This is a genomic window from Tenacibaculum sp. M1.3A (assembly GCF_057732375.1).
In genome coordinates this window covers 153,299-174,542 of record NZ_JBYJEF010000004.1, presented here as the reverse complement: position 1 = coordinate 174,542, position 21,244 = coordinate 153,299, and the positions used below count along the sequence as shown (strand labels likewise).

The following is a 21,244-nucleotide window of genomic DNA, read 5'->3' as shown; positions in this document are numbered from 1 at the left end:
TGTAACGAATGTATAAAAAAGAAATCAGATAGCGTTTAAAGGTTATCTGATTTCAAGTTATATATAAGAAGTTAAAAAATGTTTTTCAAGTTGTTGTAGTCGATAAAATACACAAAACGAACAGAAAATGTATGTCGGTTAGACTCTTTTAAAAGAGAATTTAAATTCTCAGAAAAGTTCTGATTTGCATTATCATTAAAGTTTGATATAGAATTTCTGTAAAAAGCAATTAATTGACTACCAGGAGCAAATTGCCACAAATAATTTACATCTAAATTCCAACTATTAAAATTTGTATCATTGTTATCATTGTAATCACTCGGTATTAATTCACCTTCGTTACCTAAAGTATAATATTGGTTTTCATAAGGTACTTTACTCCAATTATGTCTAAAAGACATCGAAAGAGATGATCTTGTACTAAAACTATATTTACCTGTTAAAGAATTATTATAAGTGGTCCAATCTCTTTGTCCGAATATGGTTTCATCTAAAAAAGGTGCAAGCGTAGCGTTTTCATCTATGTCGCTCTGACTAACTTCGGTAGTAAAACCCTGATCGTTATTAGTTTGATTATACCTAAAGGCATAAATTAAAGAAAATTTATTATTAAATCGGTATCTTGGTGATACTCTAAATCCATAACCTTCTTTAGGATTGTCTTTAAAAAAGTTGTAATACCAATCATAATCTATGGCAAACTTTTTTCTGTAATCAGTAGATCCCCAATGATTAATATTTACTCTTTGTGGTCTTTTAAAATAGATACCACTTGTGTTACCTTGCCTTGGTTCGTTAAAATCTTTACTTTCACTATTGTAGTTTATGTTTCCACCAAAACCAAAACGATTTTTGGTTTGTGCACGAAAAGATAAATTTTGATATCTACCAATATACGTACCTGATTCATGTAAGAAATTAATATTGTAGGATGTACTTATTCTGTAGCTATTAAATATTCCCTTAGGTTTTAACGTTTCATAAGAAGCAAAACCATAAAGAGTTTGTTCGTTATTGTTAAATAAAATACCTAAATCATTTGGATTAAAATCTTTATTTTCAAAATTATAACCAATTTCACCTCTCCAATTACCAGATTGTTTACCTACACTAGTATCAAAAGTATAACCGGTGTTAGGGTTGTCTTCATCGTCATAAATATTACTCATTTTAAAAGAACCATCAATATTGTAATTACTTCCTTTATCCTCAACATGCCATAGTAAACCAGAAACGTTTGCGTCTCTAAAGTTACCATTTCTAGTAACATTGGTATTAATTAATGTAACTGATGAATTTTGATTAAACTGTTGATCTAGCACTAAAATATTATAATTAGAAAAAGGGTTTATAACTTCTTTTCTTCTTTTTTTAGTACTGTTGTTTTCAATAATAGCTTCTGTTTTATCAGTAATAGCGTTAAAAAAACCAATACCTAAGCCTCCTTTGGTTCTTCCAGAAATTTTTATAGCATTTAGCATTTGAACTTTTTCAGGAGAATCTATTAAGGTTTCGGTGTTTTCATCTACAGAAGCAGATGCAATGGGAGCGCCTCCAATTCGACGAGAGTAAAATAAACGACCTTTGGTAAACAGCTCAGTTCCTTCTGTAAAAAACTGTCTTTGTTCAGAAAACTGCTGTTCAAAAGGCCCTAAATTTAAACTAACATCATCAAAACCAACTTGCCCAAAATCAGGAATTAAAGTCGCATCTAGTGTAAAATTTTCGGTAAGACCATATTTAACATCCATACCAACACTCCAGTCAAAATCAGTTTTCCCTTCAAAAGAAGTTGTTGTTGCTGATGCATATGGATAAAAATTTAAACGAGTAGGAGGTGTAATGTTTTTAAAATTTTCAATTAAACCATCATACTGTGTCCAGCTTCCTTGTGTGTTATCAATAGGGTTCCAAGTAAAACGTGCATTTAAGTTTTTAACTTCTCTATGAAAATTTACACCCCAAGATTGTATTGGTCTGTTAGCAAAACGCAAAGCACGATAAGGTATTTTCATTTCTACAGCCCAATGATCGGCATTTACTTTAATGGCGCTTTTCCAAACGGCATTCCAATTATAATCTTCATTTCCAGATGAAACTTTCGAATCTACCTGAACGCCAGATGCTGTTACAATAAACATAGTAGGGTTTTGCCCGTCATCATTTGGGTTTATCATCAACATAAAAAAATCAGAATTCCCAATATTGTCTCTACTGTTAAATTCAGCAGGTATTAAGGAAGTATCGGGTGTATACATTTTAGCACTCACATAAATAGCCTGATCATCGTACACTAATTTAACTTCTGTTTTATGAGTGTTTGGTGCTTTTTCGCCATTTGTAGGGCGCAGCATTATAAAATCTTTTGCAACAGGAACTTTGGTCCATAAAGCTTCATTTATAATTCCGTCAATCTTTGGGGGAGAAGACACGCGCGTAGCGTTCATTTTTTTTCTATTCTGATTAATTTCTTGAGCTTTAACTCCTTTAGAAAAAAACAAAATAACAAATAGTAAGGTGGTACTTTTATACATAGTTAGTTTGTAGCGTAAAATAATTTGCGAAAATATTTATGAATTACGCCTGTAAATCATAAAATCATGTTAATTACTTTAAAGACATGTTAAAAAAAGAACTGTTACAGTTAAAATGTTAAAGAAATGTGAAAATAAAAGTTGTAATAATTATTGTAAATAGTAATGTATTATAAATTGAATTTGTATTTTTGTTCGACTTTAAAAATTCATATCTAATGAACTTACACGAATATCAAGGTAAAGAAATATTAAACAGTTTTGGGGTTCGTATTCAACGCGGAGTTGTTGCAAATACACCAGAAGAAGCTGTTGAAGCGGCAAAGAAATTAACAGAAGAAACAGGTACAGGTTGGCACGTAATTAAGGCACAAGTACACGCAGGTGGTCGTGGAAAAGGTGGTGGAGTTAAGTTGGCTAAAAACTTAGATGAGGTAAAAAGTATTTCTAATGATATTTTAGGAATGATGTTAATTACTCCTCAAACTTCAGCTGAAGGTAAATTAGTAAACCAAGTTTTAATCTGTGAAGATGTATATTACCCTGGTGCAAGTGAACCAGATGAATATTATATGTCAGTTTTATTAAACCGTGCAACTGGTAGAAACATGGTTATGTATTCTACAGAAGGTGGTATGGATATTGAAACTGTTGCTGAAGAAACACCACACTTAATTTTTACAGAAGAAATTGATCCTGCTTTAGGATTAATGCCTTTTCAAGCACGTAAAATTGCTTTTAACTTAGGTTTAAGTGGTGCTGCATTAAAAGAAATGACAAAGTTTGTTACTGCTTTATATACTGCGTATGTAAAATCAGATTCGGCAATGTTCGAAATTAACCCAGTGTTAAAAACATCAGATGATAAAATAATGGCTGTTGATGCTAAAGTTACTTTAGATGAAAACGCTTTATATCGTCATAAAGATTATGCTGCAATGCGTGATATTCGTGAAGAAAATCCTATTGAAGTAGAAGCGAAGGCTGCTGGTTTAAACTATGTAGATTTAGATGGTAATGTTGGATGTATGGTAAACGGAGCTGGATTAGCAATGGGAACTATGGATTTAATTAAGCAAGCAGGTGGTGAGCCAGCTAACTTTTTAGATGTTGGTGGTACTGCAGATGCGGAACGTGTTGAAAAAGCTTTCGGAATTATCTTAAAAGATACGAACGTAAAAGCAATTTTAGTAAATATTTTTGGAGGAATCGTTCGTTGTGATCGTGTTGCTCAGGGAGTTGTAGATGCATACAAAAGTATGGGAGACAGAATTAATGTGCCTATTATTTGTCGTTTACAAGGAACAAATGCTAAAGAAGCAAAAGAATTAATTGACAATAGCGGAATGGAAATTATTTCTGCTACTGAGTTTCAAGAAGCAGCAGATAAAGTTGCAGAAGTTTTAGGAGCTTAATAATTAGTTTTTAGTTAAATATATAGGAAAACCCTCACTTTTAAAGTGAGGGTTTTTTGTTTTATCTTGTTGCACTATAAATACTACATAATGAGAAAATTATTAATCCTTATTTTACTTCCTTTTCAATTACTAGCACAAGAAAAATCAAATTCCGTCTTGTTTTGGAATACTTTACAAACTCATTGTGGAAAAGCATTTGAAGGAAAAATAATAGCAGGAGCAAAAGAAGGCGATGGATTTACAGGAGAGAAATTAGTAATGCATGTTCGTTCTTGTGAAAACAATACAATTAGAATTCCGTTTTTTGTTGGGGATGATAAATCTCGTACGTGGGTTTTTACCATGAATACCGATAAATTCATACAATTAAAACACGATCATCGACATAAGGATGGCTCGGAAGATAAAATTACACAATATGGAGGTTCAAACCCCAATACAGGATTACCAAACATTCAGTTTTTTCCTGCGGATAAACATACAGTCAATTTAATTCCGTATGCTTCTAATAATGTTTGGTGGGTTACGATTGATAAAACAAGTTTTACGTATAATTTACGTAGAATAGGAACCGACAGATTGTTTTCTGTAAAGTTCGATTTAACAAAAGAAATAGAGACTCCAAGTGCTCCTTGGGGAAGTGAAGATTAATTTTTGACTATTACGTCAATAATTGCTAAAACGATACTATATAAATATTTTAGCTACTGATTGATTTTTTAAGAGATATGGTTGTTATTTTTAGGTTTCGTTATTGGATTTGTATAAGTATAGTTGCAGGTTTAAGTACTAAATGCAGTAATAATTAATGATCTATAAAATCCGTGAGAATTTTTGTAACTAGCCTAGAACCAGTAATAAATTATATACGATATTGTGTGAAGTATTTTAGTTTTTCCATTCATAATTGTCAACCTTACTTAAAAATTTAAAAAATTGAAAACCAAATTCTGATATGTAAATCAAAAGTTTTTCTAAGAGTTTATAATTTAGTTTTAATTCTATTATTTCATTCTCAAGTTTGTTTAATGAGAATAAATGCTCAAAAAGTGATTTATAATATTTGTCTTTAGGGATTTTCGAAGTTTCTAGTTTGCCTTTACAATGAATCATAGAATGTCTGACTTCAGAGATTATTTTAAAGAATTCACTAAGCTTAAAATTATTGTTATTTTGTTTTGAATATTTTGTAAATTCTTTTCCGCAAGCTTTTTTGATTAACTTGAAAATCTCGTCACCTCCACTCAGTTTCTTTCTCGAATAATCTTTGTCTGGTTTTAAACCTTCTCTGAAATTTGTGTCAGTTTGTATTTTTATGTAGACGAAGTCTTTTAATAGTTTTTCAAATACCTCGAAAGATTGAGCAAATGCAAGTCCAAACTCTCTAGAAAGAATGTTTTCAATTTCCAAAGAATAATTTTCTTTAAATGTTGATTTTTTAATTCCAGTATGAAAATTAATTTTAGACCCATTATCAGTTGATGCTGTCCAATCTCCAATAATCAAAGCTGTTCCAAATAATAATCCAGCTTTTTCACTTGTGTACCTTTCTACATCCTGTAATAAAACTTTATTAAGTCTTTTAGCTGTATGTTTTAATTCTATAATAGATTCAAAAAAAATGTCAAGATGTTTTTTATATGGATTTGTCATTTTCGATATTGCACAACGTTTAGATATCCATTATTTCAATGATGGATATCATTTTCTAGGTAATTTACTTGTTTTAACTTTAATAATCAACGCAAATATTTCTACAAATTCTTCCTTAAAACCGCAATTTCATCACGCAATTGGGCGGCAACCATAAAGTCCAATCCTTTGGCGGCTTCTTCCATTTGTTTGCGTTTGGCGCGAATACGTTTTTCTATTTCTTCTTTAGGTAAATATTGTAAATCTTGCTCTGCAGCTTTCTGTATCGCGTTATCGTATTGATAAGTAGCTGTGGTATCTTTAGAAAGCGTATTGTCTAGTTTTTTATTTATTTGTGTTGGTGTAATTCCGTTTTTAGTATTGTAATTAATCTGTTTTTCACGCCTACGATCGGTTTCATCCATGGTGCGTTGCATACTATTGGTAACTTTATCGGCATATAAAATTGCGAGCCCGTTTACATTTCTTGCTGCTCTACCAACAGTTTGGGTAATAGATCGGTGGCTACGTAAAAAACCTTCTTTATCAGCATCTAAAATAGCAACTAATGATACTTCAGGTAAATCTAAACCTTCACGAAGTAAGTTTACACCAATTAAAACATCAAATATTCCCTTACGTAAATCTTGCATTATTTGTACGCGCTCTAACGTATCAACATCCGAATGTATATAACGACAACGAACCTGAATCCTGGTTAAATATTTAGCCAATTCTTCAGCCATTCGTTTGGTTAAAGTGGTAACTAAAGTACGTTCGTCTTTTTCTACACGAATTTGAATTTCTTCAATTAAATCATCAATCTGATTCAAACTTGGGCGAACTTCTATTACAGGATCTAATAATCCGGTAGGGCGAATTACTTGCTCTACAAAAACACCTTCGGTTTTTTGCAATTCATAATCGGCAGGCGTTGCAGAAACATAAATTACTTGGTTTTGAAGCATTTCAAATTCATCGAACTTTAACGGACGGTTATCCATCGCAGCAGGTAAACGGAATCCGTATTCTACCAAGTTTTCCTTTCTACTTCTATCACCGCCATACATGGCATGTGTTTGCGGAATGGTAACGTGGCTTTCATCAATAATCATTAAATAATCTTCCGGAAAATAATCTAATAAACAGAACGGGCGCGTACCAGGATCTCTACCATCTAAATAACGAGAATAGTTTTCGATACCCGAGCAGTAACCTAATTCACGAATCATTTCTAAATCGAATTCGGTACGTTCTAACAATCGTTTAGCTTCTAGATGTTTACCTATTTCTTTAAAATAATCTACCTGTTTAACCATGTCTTCCTGTATTTTATGAATCGCATTTTGCAATACATCAGGTGAGGTAACAAATAAGTTTGCAGGGTAAATGGTTAGTTCGGTTAATTTTTCAATTACTTGATTGTTCTCAATATTAAAAGTTTCAATTTCTTCAATCTCATCACCAAAAAAATGCACACGATAACCGCTATCTCCGTACGACGGATAAATAGTAACAACATCACCTTTTACTTTAAAAGTTCCGCTTTTTATCTCTATTTCAGTTCTAGAATACAAACTGGTAACCAATTGATGTAAGAATTTTGTGCGCGAAATTTGCTGATCTACTTCAATCGGAATTACATTTTTCTTAAACTCATTCGGATTTCCGATACCATACAAACAAGAAACAGATGCAATTACAATAATATCTCTACGACCCGAAAGTAGGGAAGAGGAAGTACTAATTCGCAAGCGTTCTATTTCATCATTTATAGATAAATCTTTTTCGATAAAAGTACCTGTAACAGGAATATATGCTTCTGGTTGGTAGTAATCATAATAAGAAACAAAATACTCTACAGCATTGTTCGGAAAAAATTGCTTAAACTCAGAATATAATTGAGCTGCCAATGTTTTGTTGTGTGCCAACACCAAGGTAGGTCGGTTTACTTCGGCAACAACATTGGCAACCGTAAAGGTTTTACCAGAACCAGTAACACCCAATAATGTTTGGTGTTTCTCGTTGGTCTCTAATCCGTTTACTAATTGTTTTATTGCTGTAGGCTGATCGCCTGTAGGTTTAAAATCTGAGTGTAATTCAAAGTCCATACAACAAAAATACGGATAGTTTTATTGATATGCTATTGATGATTTAGAAGTAATTTACGTGGTAATTATTATTTTCTTAACAACGAAAAATGACTTTTTTTTCTACGTATTTTTCCGTTTTTATCAAGTAGTATAGCATCGTACCAATAATCTGTAGAAGGTAGTTTTTTACCGTTATAAATTCCTCCCCAACCTCGGTGATCTTTACTGGGTATTACCGCAACTCTTTTACCGTAACGATTGTAAATATTTACGGTAACCGACTGAAAAAAATCATTGTCAACACCTAATATTTTCCAAGTATCATAAATTCCGTCTTCGTTAGGCGTACAATGTTTCTGAAAGAATATAATAGGTATTTCATCAGAATAAGTTGTTCCGCAACCATTTTTATCTCTTATCTGTATGGTATAGATTCCAACTTCTAAATTCGAAAATGTATGACTAAAATTAGTTATTCCATCAATAAAATTATTAGATTCATTTAAAGCATATTCATAATCTCCTTCGCCTGTTACCGTAATTGTAATGCTATTATCATTTAAAGTATCATCCGTTGTATTAATATTAACAATAAAAGCTTTGCTTGATGTAGTTACGGTAAATGTGTTATATCCCACGCACGAATTTTCTAAAAGTGTATTCGTAGAATACGCTTCAGCTTTATATACTCCCTCGTCTGAAGCTAAATAAATAGCGTTTGTTGCATTGGTAATTAATTGGCCGTTTTTATACCATTGGTATGTATCGGAAATAGTACCTGTTGATGCATCTAAAGCTAATGTTGCAATTGGTGAAGTGTCTTTTGGAATATTAATACAAAGAGGAATGGGAATTGAATTTCCTTGTGGATTTGGTAACGAATTCACAAATAACTTAAAACTAGTAATCGAAAAACAAGAACTAGCAGGTATTGGTGTAATTCGTACAAAAATGTCCGAATCATTTGTAAATAAATCATCTTCATAAGGTGCAACTATCGCATTTAACTGCGCATTTGCATCGTTAAGCGTTCTATAAAAATCAATTGAATGTGTGTTTGTTGTAATTGTTGTAAAAAGTGTTGTTATTTCTGTTATTTTTAAAGAGAAATCATAAAAACTCTCCCCAGATCCTTGGCTATTTGTAGCATCAGGGTCATTGGCATTTAAATCAGTTTCACAGATATAAACATCGGTTAAATTAGTGTTTGATGTTGTAGAATTTGTAACGCTTAAAGTAATATCGCCTAAAGCAAAACAATTAGAGTTGTTTGCAGGATTGAAACTCACACGAACAACAAGTGTTTCGGGATTTGTTTGGTTTATATAATTTGTTTTTGATAAAGGGTTTGAAAAGTTGGTATCTGACTGCGCAAAAAAATCAACATTAACATTCGTAGCATTGTTTGTTAATAGCGCTTCTTGGGTTGTTAAATCGAAATTTGTTCTGCCATCAGAAGGATTGGCGTCACTATCACATTGATTAAAAATAGGAACATTTTGAATTGTTGGTTGTGGCACAAATTCAATATCAGCACTCGCTGTTAAAGTTGTGTTGCACGCATTATTTAATTCGATTGTTAGGTTATAAATTCCGTCACCAAAATTAATGTCATTTGTTGTTAATATAGAATCGGTTCCGATAATATTTCCATCTTTTTCCCAACTATATGTTGCACTAGGTTCTATTCTACCAGCCTTTAAACGATAATCTCTACCAGCACAAAAAAACTGTTTTCCATTACTGATAACAATATCATTGTCTGCATTTAAAATTGTGGTAGGTAAAAAATACGATTGTATAAAAGGCGGAAGACCTTGGGAAGATTCTCTTCCGTTTAAACTAACACCATTATGAATATAATTTATAGCATTCTGATTACTTTCAGGCGAGTTTATTACACCCAAATAATTTTGTCTATTTACAGCATGATAAATTTTTCCGTTAGGTCCAATTTGTACAGCTGCCCTAGAGCCAGAATAGGTGTAAAAAGCATTACCTCTTGAGTTGTTAATTGTATTTATATCGGCGTTAGAAACATCAAATTGATATAAGTTTGCTTGCCCACCATTAGAGGATGTTCCTGTAGAAATATAAAGTTTGTTTCCTGAAATTGAAAATTCAACTCCGTAACCATCATTAAAATCTAAGTCTAAACTCCGCTCATTGCTAACGATACCTGTAGTGGTATTAAAATCATATAAAAAAGAACCAGATTCAGCAGCTGCCATCGCTAATTTTGTTCCGTCGGGCGATATTTTTAAATAACCTCTACTAGATAATGTGCCTAAAGTTGTATTTATATTTGATTGAATAGGCGTGTTGTTAACTCCGGCAGAAGTTACTTCATAGGTATAAAAGCGTTGTCTATCAGCAGTAATTACCCAAAAGCTATCACAAGTTTTGCCAATAACAGCGGTTATTTTTTCTGTGGCAGAATTTATTAAAGGGGTATTTTTTGTCGTGATATCTCCATTTCCTCCATTTAAACTCATATTTATAATAGAGTAGTTTACTCCGTTAAGATTATTTTCTTGAGCATCAACGGTAAAAAGATAAAAGATACTTGGCATTGTTGGATTTGGTACAATTAAAGCAGATTGAGAGCTAGAGCTATTTCCTAAAAGTCCGGTTCCATTTGGCATTATTGTATGATTTCTATTCCAAACAGTTGCTCCGTCAGAATAAAAAAGAAGATTACCGTTTTCATCAGCAATAGACGAACATCCTTCAAAAGTATTTAATTGACCATTTGTAAGCGCAGTAGGATTGCCTGAGCTAAAATCAATACCAGCATTTCGGCCAAAGTACCAGATGTTGGCTTCTTGTTGAGTAAAAGCTAAGGATGTGTAGAGGAGAAGAAAAAAAAGGGAAACTATTTTTTTCATTCTTTACTTTTTTGTTGTACAAATTTACATATAGAAATAGGATAAATTATAAGGTAAATAACTGATTATTATAGTGTTTGCAGCAAAACAAAATCCTAATGAATTTCATTAGGATTTTGTTTTGTTGTAAAAAGTGTTTCTTAGTTTATCTTCTCAATAAAGAAAAGTGTCCTTGATGTTGGTAAATTTTTCCTTTTCTATCTACAAGTTGAGTTTTAAACCAATAGTCGTTAGATGGTAATGTTTTTCCGTTGTAGGTTCCATCCCAGCCGTTATCATCTATAGAAATAATAGCAACTACTTTACCGTGTCTATTAAAAATGGTTATATTACTAGAAGGGTAAAAACTAGAACTAGCTCCTTTTATTTTCCAAGTATCATTTTGTCCGTCTCCATTTGGAGTTAAGAATTTAGGATATTCAACAACAGCTATTTCTAACTCAGCATTTGGCTGACAACCATTTTTATCTCTAACCAAAACAGTATAAAAACCACCTAATATATTATTAAATAAAGGCTCGTCTTGAAAACCGGTTATACTATTATCTTCATCAATAATAGCAAACTCGTAATCACCGATACCTAAATTTTGATTCTCTGTAATTATTTTAATTGAATAATTATCTAATCCACTGTTATTTGTGTCATCAATAATAACAATATCATCGCTTGTTAAAGTTGGAGTTGCAGATTCGTTTACTATAATTTCTCTGTTTCTTTTACAGCCAGTACCATCTTGCATAGTGGCAGATATAATATAAGTTCCGCCTACTGTTGCATCGTAAAAAGCATCAGTACTAAGAATAGTAGAATCTCCTTTCAATGTCCATTCATAACTATATGTTGCGTTAGGATTTATAGGTTCTAGTCTTGTTTGTGGATTGTTTAGACAAACAATTACTGGCGTATCAACAGTAAAATCTGGTAATGGATTTATTATAATATTAAATGTTAAATCATCATGAATACACGAGGTGTTATTATTTACAACTCTAACATATATTGTTTGATTGTTTACTGTATTTTGATATTTGTTATCGTTTAAAGCGTTTGCCCCAGATTGCACATCTGCTAAGTTTTCGTGAAATGTTACAGTGAAATTACTGTATTCACTAGCGGTATAGTTTGTTAATATTTCAGGGATTTTATTTTTCAGCGTAATGTCTCCGTTAATTCCGTTTGCATCATCAGAATTTGTATCGGTTTCATTATCACAATCTATATAGTTTGTGGCTGTGTTTAAAGGAATGTTAGGTTCTGGATATATTACTAATTGTAAAGTTGCAATACCATATCTACAATTTGTAACCGTGTTTAAAATACTAATGTAAATAATTTCGGTAGCAGGATCATCGGTTAATAAATCTGCAGGAAAATTGGTGAAAGCAGGATCGTTCGTATAATTTGTTTTGTTAAGAGGTAATAAACCATCAATAGCATTATCACGAGTTCTATGATAGGTAATGTCGAATAAACTAGCATCTCTACCGTTAAGAACATCTACGTCTCTTTCTGATAAATTTATATTCTGAGCAAGCCTGTTTCTAGAATCACCATCACTTGCTGTAGCAATATCACAAATTTCTAGATCAGGAATTGCGTTGGTAATAGTTGGTAATGGATTGATAACAATATTAAAGGTAGTATGATCGTTAAAGCAACCAGTAGTATCGTTTACAACACGAACATAAATGATTTCTAAATCTCTTGTTTGATTTGTATAGTTAGTGTCGTTTGGGATAGGTGAATTTCCTGAGTTAGCATCTGTAGCTGTGGTATGAAAAGTAACCGTGTAATCTGCTGCCGGTTGAGAAGCTCCTAAAATATCATTAACGCGATCTCTTAAGTTTATATCAATATTTTGACCATCGTTAAAAGAACCACTATCAAAATCATCACAAAGATTAAAATCTAAAACTTTATTGGCAACAGGAGGTTGTTGTGCTAAAATGGTAAAACTACCTAAACCCTGACAATCGTTATTTGTTTTGTCTATTATTTTTACATACAAAGATTGCGATGTTAGCGCAGGAACATTTGTATTACGGTAGTTGGAGGTGTTTGTTATATTGTTCGTTACTGCATCTCTATCAGCAATAGATTCGAAAATTAACACCTCTAAATTTGGTCTATTTGCTACAGGAAAAGTAGCTTTAATATCTGTTTCAACAGAACTGAGGTCGAAATATGTAATTCCGTCTGTATCATTATTATTAATAGTATCATTACCGTCAGTATCTAAAAAGTCATCACAATTAGCAAATTCTTGGTTATAAACAACATCCGAAGCAAAACCAACAATAATTTCTATTCTTGAAATTCTATAACAAGTTTTATTAGAAATTGTTCGTACCCAAACAATATCACCATTTGTAACAGAATGTGTTGTTTGATTTATTATTTCGGCAGTATTATTTATAGCATCATTCTCGGTAGGGTAATATTTAAAAGTTTCGTTTATGTAGTTTGTTGAAATACTTTTTTCAGCTAAAGTTAAGTTTACAGTAGTCATTAAATCTGCATCTGTATCACATTGTCTTAATGTTACACTGTTGTTTGCAATTACAGGAAGCGGTGTGAAATTAATGGAAACATCATCGGTGCCATTGTTACCTAGGTTGTCTGTAATTATTACTCTATAGTTTCCTGAAAGATTATTATTAATGGTTAAAAGGGAGTTGTTTTCTCCAGGAATAGTTGTAAATCCAGTGCCTGTATCTACTTGCCATTCGTAATTGGCAACAGTACCAATAGTTGGGGAGCCATCTAAAATTACGATTTCTCCATCACAAATTTCTTGATCAGGACCTAGTTCTCCAGAAACAATAGAGCAATCTGTTGTACCTGCTCCTGAGCTAGAAAAATTTATTTGATCTAACTTAATTTGACCTGTAACATTAGCATAATTGGTTACTAATAAAATATAATATTCACCTGTAGAGGCATTGTTTATAGTAAAGTTTTCTCGGTTAGATCCGGAATAACTACAATCAATAATATTTGTGTTGTCTAAATTATTAGTATAATAATTAGGCTCTATAACATTATCAGGGCAAAGCATAGGGGTACCATTAATATCTACACATTCTTTCGCTAATGTTGCGCAATTAGAACCTGAAGTGGTGAAAGGCCCCCAGGCAGCAAAATCAACATCAAGTTCTAGCCCTACAGGGTTACCATTTATATCAAAACTGGTAGATTGAATAATTTCAAACTCTAGGTTTCCGGTTGATTCAACTTTAATATAAAACCAAGTTGGGTTTGGTGTTGAATATAAACAAGCAGTACCTCCACTATCAGGAGTATTTATAGTGTTATTAAATATTTTTACTCCATTATTATCTGAGCACATAGGCTCAGAATTGTCACAAGTTGAACCTCCGTCTTGAGAAAATATAATTGACGGGAATAAAAAAATAAATAAAGTAATAATTTTTTTCATAGCAAGAGAAATAAATAGTTTTTTTGTTGTAAAAAGTGTTTCTTAGTTTATCTTCTCAATAAAGAAAAGTGTCCTTGATGTTGGTAAATTTTTCCTTTTCTATCTACAAGTTGAGTTTTAAACCAATAGTCGTTAGATGGTAATGTTTTTCCGTTGTAGGTTCCATCCCAGCCGTTATCATCTATAGAAATAATAGCAACTACTTTACCGTGTCTATTAAAAATAGTTATATTACTAGAAGGGTAAAAACTAGAATTAGCTCCTTTAATTTTCCAAGTATCATTTTGTCCGTCTCCATTTGGAGTTAAGAATTTAGGATATTCAACAACAGCTATTTCTAACTCAGCATTTGGCTGACAACCATTTTTATCTCTAACCAAAACAGTATAAAAACCACCTAATATATTATTAAATAAAGGCTCGTCTTGAAAACCTGTTATACTATTATCTTCATCAATAATAGCAAACTCGTAATCACCGATACCTAAATTTTGATTCTCTGTAATTATTTTAATTGAATAATTATCTAATCCACTGTTATTTGTGTCATCAATAATAACAATATCATCGCTTGTTAAAGTTGGAGTTGCAGATTCGTTTACTATAATTTCTCTGTTTCTTTTACAGCCAGTACCATCTTGCATAGTGGCAGATATAATATAAGTTCCGCCTACTGTTGCATCGTAAAAAGCATCAGTACTAAGAATAGTAGAATCTCCTTTCAATGTCCATTCATAACTATATGTTGCGTTAGGATTTATAGGTTCTAGTCTTGTTTGTGGATTGTTTAGACAAACAATTACTGGCGTATCAACAGTAAAATCTGGTAATGGATTTATTATAATATTAAATGTTAAATCATCATGAATACACGAGGTGTTATTATTTACAACTCTAACATATATTGTTTGATTGTTTACTGTATTTTGATATTTGTTATCGTTTAAAGCGTTTGCCCCAGATTGCACATCTGCTAAGTTTTCGTGAAATGTTACAGTGAAATTACTGTATTCACTAGCGGTATAGTTTGTTAATATTTCAGGGATTTTATTTTTCAGCGTAATGTCTCCGTTAATTCCGTTTGCATCATCAGAATTTGTATCGGTTTCATTATCACAATCTATATAGTTTGTGGCTGTGTTTAAAGGAATGTTAGGTTCTGGATATATTACTAATTGTAAAGTTGCAATACCATATCTACAATTTGTAACCGTGTTTAAAATACTAATGTAAATAATTTCGGTAGCAGGATCATCGGTTAATAAATCTGCAGGAAAATTGGTGAAAGCAGGATCGTTCGTATAATTTGTTTTGTTAAGAGGTAATAAACCATCAATAGCATTATCACGAGTTCTATGATAGGTAATGTCGAATAAACTAGCATCTCTACCGTTAAGAACATCTACGTCTCTTTCTGATAAATTTATATTCTGAGCAAGCCTGTTTCTAGAATCACCATCACTTGCTGTAGCAATATCACAAATTTCTAGATCAGGAATTGCGTTGGTAATAGTTGGTAATGGATTGATAACAATATTAAAGGTAGTATGATCGTTAAAGCAACCAGTAGTATCGTTTACAACACGAACATAAATGATTTCTAAATCTCTTGTTTGATTTGTATAGTTAGTGTCGTTTGGGATAGGTGAATTTCCTGAGTTAGCATCTGTAGCTGTGGTATGAAAAGTAACCGTGTAATCTGCTGCCGGTTGAGAAGCTCCTAAAATATCATTAACGCGATCTCTTAAGTTTATATCAATATTTTGACCATCGTTAAAAGAACCACTATCAAAATCATCACAAAGATTAAAATCTAAAACTTTATTGGCAACAGGAGGTTGTTGTGCTAAAATGGTAAAACTACCTAAACCCTGACAATCGTTATTTGTTTTGTCTATTATTTTTACATACAAAGATTGCGATGTTAGCGCAGGAACATTTGTATTACGGTAGTTGGAGGTGTTTGTTATATTGTTCGTTACTGCATCTCTATCAGCAATAGATTCGAAAATTAACACCTCTAAATTTGGTCTATTTGCTACAGGAAAAGTAGCTTTAATATCTGTTTCAACAGAACTGAGGTCGAAATATGTAATTCCGTCTGTATCATTATTATTAATAGTATCATTACCGTCAGTATCTAAAAAGTCATCACAATTAGCAAATTCTTGGTTATAAACAACATCCGAAGCAAAACCAACAATAATTTCTATTCTTGAAATTCTATAACAAGTTTTATTAGAAATTGTTCGTACCCAAACAATATCACCATTTGTAACAGAATGTGTTGTTTGATTTATTATTTCGGCAGTATTATTTATAGCATCATTCTCGGTAGGGTAATATTTAAAAGTTTCGTTTATGTAGTTTGTTGAAATGTTTTTTTCAGCTAAAGTTAAGTTTACAGTAGTCATTAAATCTGCATCTGTATCACATTGTCTTAATGTTACACTATTGTTTGCAATTACAGGAAGCGGATTCACAATTAAATTAAATGACTTAGATGTGTCGTTACAAGCAGGGTTGTTTACGTTTTCTACTCGAACATAAATTAGTTGAGAATTAACCGTAGTATTTCTGTATGGACTGTTTTTATCTATAGCATCAGTGTTTTTATCTGTTTGAGCTCCAGTTAAAGTTGTGTGATATGATATTTCGTAAACGGAAGGATCTAGAGAGCCTAAAATTTCAGTATCCTTTGTATTTAATATAAAGTTATTAAAAAAGCCATCAATATCTGTTCCGATAGAGATATCATCACATTGTTCATAATCTGTAGGAGTTTGAGGAGTAGGGTTTCCTGTAACAGCTAAAATGAAATTTTTAACATCATAACAAGCATTTGGAGCAGTTATGTTATGCATTCTTGCATACATAGTTTGATTGCTAAATGCAGTTGGATTTGTATATGGGTTTGTTACTTCATTTATATTAGCGTCAGCATCAGTTTGAGATAAAAAATACTTTACTTCAAAAATAGTAGGATCCTGGCCGTTTAAAACCTCTGGAGTTACGTCGTTTTGTAAATCGAAAGTATTAAAACCATCATTATCAATATCACAAAAGAAAACATTAGTAGGCTGTGTTGCAGAAGTAGCTTCATAAACCTCTAGTTTAAAAATTCCTTCTAATGTTGTTGTATCGCCACAAACATCTGTAAGTGATACTTTTAATTTATAATCACCTGCATTTGATATAGCTAAATTAATTAGGTTAAGGTCTTTTGTTGTCGATATCGGAGTTGTGTTAGTATTGTAAAACCATTCGTATGTTATTACTGAGCCAGCTTGAGCAACAACATCTTCTGGGGAAACGTTTAAATCTTCACCAACGCAATTTTGTTCTGTTTGGTTATTAAGAATTTTACCTGTTGTAGCGTCTGTAATTTCGATAGGAAGTAATAAGGAAGATAAAAAAGGAGGTAAACCTTGCGTGGCAAAGGCTCCACCTAAATCAACCGATTGATGAGAATAGTTACAAGCAGCTCCTAGCTCTTCAGGATTGTTTACAACACTTATCTTTGTGCTTTTATCACTTGTCCAATATATTTTACTATCAGGACCTAGTTGAAGTGCGCCTCTTGTGTTGAAATATGTGTGAACTGTATATCTAGAAATATTTACATCTGTTAATGTTGGTTGGGTTATATCGTATTGAAAAAGATTTTCGTTGGCGCCATTAAATTCACCTGTAGAAAGATATAGCCTTCTACTAGAAGTTGAAAATTCAACTCCATATGCATTTTCAAAGTTCGTGTTTAATGATTGTGGAGTTGCTTCATTATTAAAATTAGTTACTTTACCTGTGACATCATCAAAATCGAATAAAAAAGCTCCGTCTGTCATGTTAGCCAAAACAAGCTTGGTACCGTCGGGAGATACTTTTAAATAACCTCTTGGGTCATTAGCAAATAAACCGCTGATATTTGAAACAACAGGGTTATTAATATCTACGCCATTTTCATCAACCTTAAATGAGAAAAATGTATTATTAGTAGCAAATGAAATTACCCAATAAGTATTACACGCATCTGCTCTTACTGCTGTAACTTTTTCACTCCATTGATCTTTTAAAGCACTTGTATGAAGTTCTGTTGGTCCTGTGGTAATATCGCCTAAGCCACTATCTTTAGTCATATCAATAGTATAATACCAAAAACCATATTCACCAACACTTCCTATTGTGGCACCTACTGTAAAAAGATAGTAAATGTCATCTTTTTTTGGGGCAGGAATAGTAAGAGCTGATTGTGAACTTGAAGATGCTCCTTTTAACGTTTGTCCGCCAGAAGAGGTGTCAGAAAAAGGCATTGGATTATTGTTTCTATTCCATATCGTTAAATTTGCTGCATCCGGATTTGGAGCTCCAACATAAAAAAGTAACTCACCTTTTGAATTTGAAAAAGACGAGCATCCTTCTACTGTATTAAGTTCACTATTAGCTACAGGTATAGGAGAACCAGAGTTAAAATCTAAAGCAGCATTGGTACCGAAATACCAAAAATTTGCTTCTTTTTGGCTAAATACAGAAGTCGTTATTGTTAAAAAAAATAAAGAGAGTAGTAATTTTTTCATTCTTAGCTGTTTTCTTACTCAAAATAGAACAGCTAAACTACTGAATACCCTCTATAAATCTCGTTTTTTTAACAATAAAAATGAAGCATATATAAAAATAAATATCCAAATTAAAACGATACCAATATTAATGCAACTTACAGAATAGTCTTTAGTAAAATTTTCACCTATTTGATTGGCAACAGATTTAACAGCTCCTAATCTTGAAAATGGTTCTTTTATTAGGTTTGACATTGCTTCTAAAGGGAAGAATTGCATGATGTCATCAACATTTATTTGTGATAAATCATTACTATTTACAGAATCTGATTTGAAGGCCGCTTTATTAAATGTCCAATATAAATAACCTTTAAAAATACTTTCTATAGTTAACCATACAACCATTGCGGCAACAGCAAATGCTGATCGTTTAATTAATATACCTAAGAATAATCCAAAAGAAAAGAAACCTACTAGTTTAATAAAGAAAGCAAGAAGGTAGTTTAAATCAGAGAAAATTATTGATAATTCATTAAAATCAGAATAAATAGCACCTAGTATTAGTGAGGTTACGAAAACAAAAATTGTTGATATAAAAGCAAACGCTATAACAGTATAAAATTTAGATAGAATAAATTCTTTTTTACTTAGTCCGTCAATTAAATTCTGTTTTAATGTTTTATAACTGTATTCATTGGCCATCATAGAAACAATTACAAGAAGTAAAAAGAATTTAAAAGTGGCTGCCATATAAGTATTAAAATGCCATATGTAAGGAAAGTTAAAAATACCTTGATCAGCTAAATGGAATTTAATTGGACCAATATCAAATTTAATAGCGGCAATTAAAGCAACAGAAGTTAATAAGGCAAAATATATGATTGATAGAACTTTACTCGCTCTACTGTATTTAAGTTTATGGAATTCTATATATAAAAGACGTAGCATGTTTGTTGAATTAGTTATTTGTTAAATCTAAAAATTGTTGTTCTAAGCTTAGTTTTCGCTTAACTAAGTGGGAAACAATTACTCCGTTTTCGTATAAGTGTTTATTTAATTGCGAAGCAGAAATTTCATTTTCTAAGCGTGCAGTTACTAAGTCACCTTCAACATCAACTGTTGCTATTTCGTAATAATTTTTTAAAACATTTACTAGTTTGTCTATATCATCATCTGTTTTAACTTCTATAACGCCATTTGAAACAACCATATTATCAACGCTACCGCTGTATAATTTTATACCATTTCTTATGATAAGAACATGTGTACAAACCTTTTCAACTTCATCGAGTAGGTGAGAGGCTAGTAAAATAGTAGTTCCGTTTTTGGCAATATCTTTAATTATTTGACGAATTTCATGAATTCCTTGTGGATCCAAGCCGTTTGTTGGTTCATCTAAAATTAATATTTCAGGGTCATTTAACAATGCAGAAGCAATTGCTAAACGTTGCTTCATACCTAAAGAGTAGGTTTTAAATTTACTATCTTTTCTTTCGAAGAGGTTAACTACTTTTAATTTTTCATCAATTTTATCAGCAGAAACTCCTTTGATTTTACAAATTAATTGTAAATTTTGAACAGCAGTCATGTATGGATAAAAATTTGGACGTTCAATAATAGCCCCTACTTTTTTTAAAGCTTCATGAGTAGATAGCTTTCCATCAAACCAACTAAAACTACCAGAATTTTCGTTAACTACATTTAAAATAATCCCTAAAGTGGTTGATTTTCCACTTCCGTTAGGTCCTAAAATTCCGTAAACATTTCCTTTTTTAATATCAAAAGAAAGGTTGTTTACCGCGTGGACTTTTCCGTATTTTTTATCGAGGTTTTTTATTGATAAAATTGTTTCCAAGTTTTTTGGTTTTGTTGATTATGTATATTCGACGACTCACTAAAATTATTGTTACAATTTATAAAAAAGAAAAGACTTCCTGGGAAAAGGAAGTCTTTATTAATCTTTTTATGATTTAGTTTTTATATTTTTTCTAATAATCTAAACCCTTCACCATGAATGTTAAGTATTTCAACATTTTCATCGCCTTTTAAGTATTTACGAAGTTTAGCAATATAAACATCCATACTACGAGAAGTGAAGTAGTTGTCATCTCTCCAAATTTTTGTTAACGCCAATTCACGTGGCATTAAATCATTTTTATGAATAGCCAACATGCGTAAAAGTTTACTTTCTTTTGGTGAGAGTTTTTGCGCTTCTGCACCATTAAGTGAAAGGTGGCGTAGTTTAGAGTTAAACTCAAATCCACCAATTTTAAACTCAAACTCATCTGTGTCGCTAGATTTTTCGTTTTCTTTACGCTGTAAAATAGCTTTTATTTTATGTAATAAAACTTCAGAATCGAAAGGTTTGTTTAAATAATCATCACCACCAACTTGGTAACCTCTTAAAACATCTTCTTTTAATGTTTTAGCGGTTAAAAAGATAATTGGAATTTCTTTATTTGTAACACGAATATCTTGTGCTAATGAAAAGCCGTCTTTACGAGGCATCATAACATCTAAAATACATAAATCATATTCTCCGTTTTTAAACATGATTAACCCATCTATCCCATCTTTAGCATGTGTAACGTTGTAGTCATTTAATGCTAAATAATCTTTAAGAACTGTTCCGAAATTCGGATCGTCTTCTACTAATAGTATTTTTTTGCTTCCCATTTTTTTGA

11 protein-coding genes are annotated in these 21,244 nt (G+C 31.8%); 2 read left to right on the top strand and 9 right to left on the bottom strand.

Annotated features, from left to right (window positions below):
• Positions 1–71: 71 nt before the first annotated feature.
• On the bottom strand, positions 72–2,534 hold the full coding sequence (locus AC28QF_RS08245; protein WP_488201337.1) for a DUF5916 domain-containing protein: 2,463 nt from the start codon (positions 2,532–2,534) through the stop codon (positions 72–74).
• Positions 2,535–2,752: 218 nt separating this feature from the next.
• Here AC28QF_RS08245 and sucC point away from each other — a divergent pair, with 218 nt between their 5' ends.
• Entirely contained in the window at positions 2,753–3,949 is a 1,197-nt protein-coding gene (gene sucC, locus AC28QF_RS08240; protein WP_218773056.1) for an ADP-forming succinate--CoA ligase subunit beta, read from the top strand.
• Positions 3,950–4,039: 90 nt separating this feature from the next.
• Complete coding sequence (locus AC28QF_RS08235) at positions 4,040–4,603, top strand: hypothetical protein (protein ID WP_488201338.1); 564 nt, start codon at positions 4,040–4,042, stop codon at positions 4,601–4,603.
• A gap of 237 nt (positions 4,604–4,840) precedes the next feature.
• Here the strand turns inward: AC28QF_RS08235 and AC28QF_RS08230 are convergent, their stop codons facing one another.
• The 8 genes from AC28QF_RS08230 to AC28QF_RS08195 all read right to left on the bottom strand — a co-directional run bounded on the left by AC28QF_RS08230 (position 4,841) and on the right by AC28QF_RS08195 (position 21,236).
• A complete protein-coding gene (locus AC28QF_RS08230) occupies positions 4,841–5,605 on the bottom strand; it encodes a hypothetical protein (RefSeq protein ID WP_315944567.1) in 765 nt (254 codons plus the stop codon).
• 101 nt (positions 5,606–5,706) lie between these two features.
• Entirely contained in the window at positions 5,707–7,695 is a 1,989-nt protein-coding gene (gene uvrB / locus AC28QF_RS08225; RefSeq protein WP_488201339.1) for an excinuclease ABC subunit UvrB, read from the bottom strand.
• 68 nt (positions 7,696–7,763) lie between these two features.
• A complete protein-coding gene (locus AC28QF_RS08220) occupies positions 7,764–10,565 on the bottom strand; it encodes a T9SS type B sorting domain-containing protein (RefSeq protein WP_488201340.1) in 2,802 nt (933 codons plus the stop codon).
• A 145-nt stretch (positions 10,566–10,710) separates the two neighbouring features.
• Positions 10,711–14,007: a T9SS type B sorting domain-containing protein gene (locus tag AC28QF_RS08215; RefSeq protein ID WP_488202417.1), complete on the bottom strand. Its 3,297-nt coding sequence runs from the start codon at positions 14,005–14,007 to the stop codon at positions 10,711–10,713.
• A 47-nt stretch (positions 14,008–14,054) separates the two neighbouring features.
• Positions 14,055–18,581 carry a T9SS type B sorting domain-containing protein gene (locus tag AC28QF_RS08210; RefSeq protein ID WP_488202416.1) on the bottom strand — a complete coding sequence of 1,509 codons (4,527 nt, stop codon included), beginning with the start codon at positions 18,579–18,581 and terminating at the stop codon, positions 14,055–14,057.
• A gap of 51 nt (positions 18,582–18,632) precedes the next feature.
• Complete coding sequence (locus AC28QF_RS08205; RefSeq protein WP_488201343.1) at positions 18,633–19,508, bottom strand: ABC transporter permease; 876 nt, start codon at positions 19,506–19,508, stop codon at positions 18,633–18,635.
• A 10-nt stretch (positions 19,509–19,518) separates the two neighbouring features.
• Positions 19,519–20,415 (bottom strand): ABC transporter ATP-binding protein, encoded by an 897-nt coding sequence (locus AC28QF_RS08200; protein WP_488201344.1) that lies wholly within the window; start codon positions 20,413–20,415, stop codon positions 19,519–19,521.
• Positions 20,416–20,537: 122 nt separating this feature from the next.
• On the bottom strand, positions 20,538–21,236 hold the full coding sequence (locus AC28QF_RS08195) for a response regulator transcription factor (RefSeq protein ID WP_488201345.1): 699 nt from the start codon (positions 21,234–21,236) through the stop codon (positions 20,538–20,540).
• Positions 21,237–21,244 lie beyond the last annotated feature (8 nt).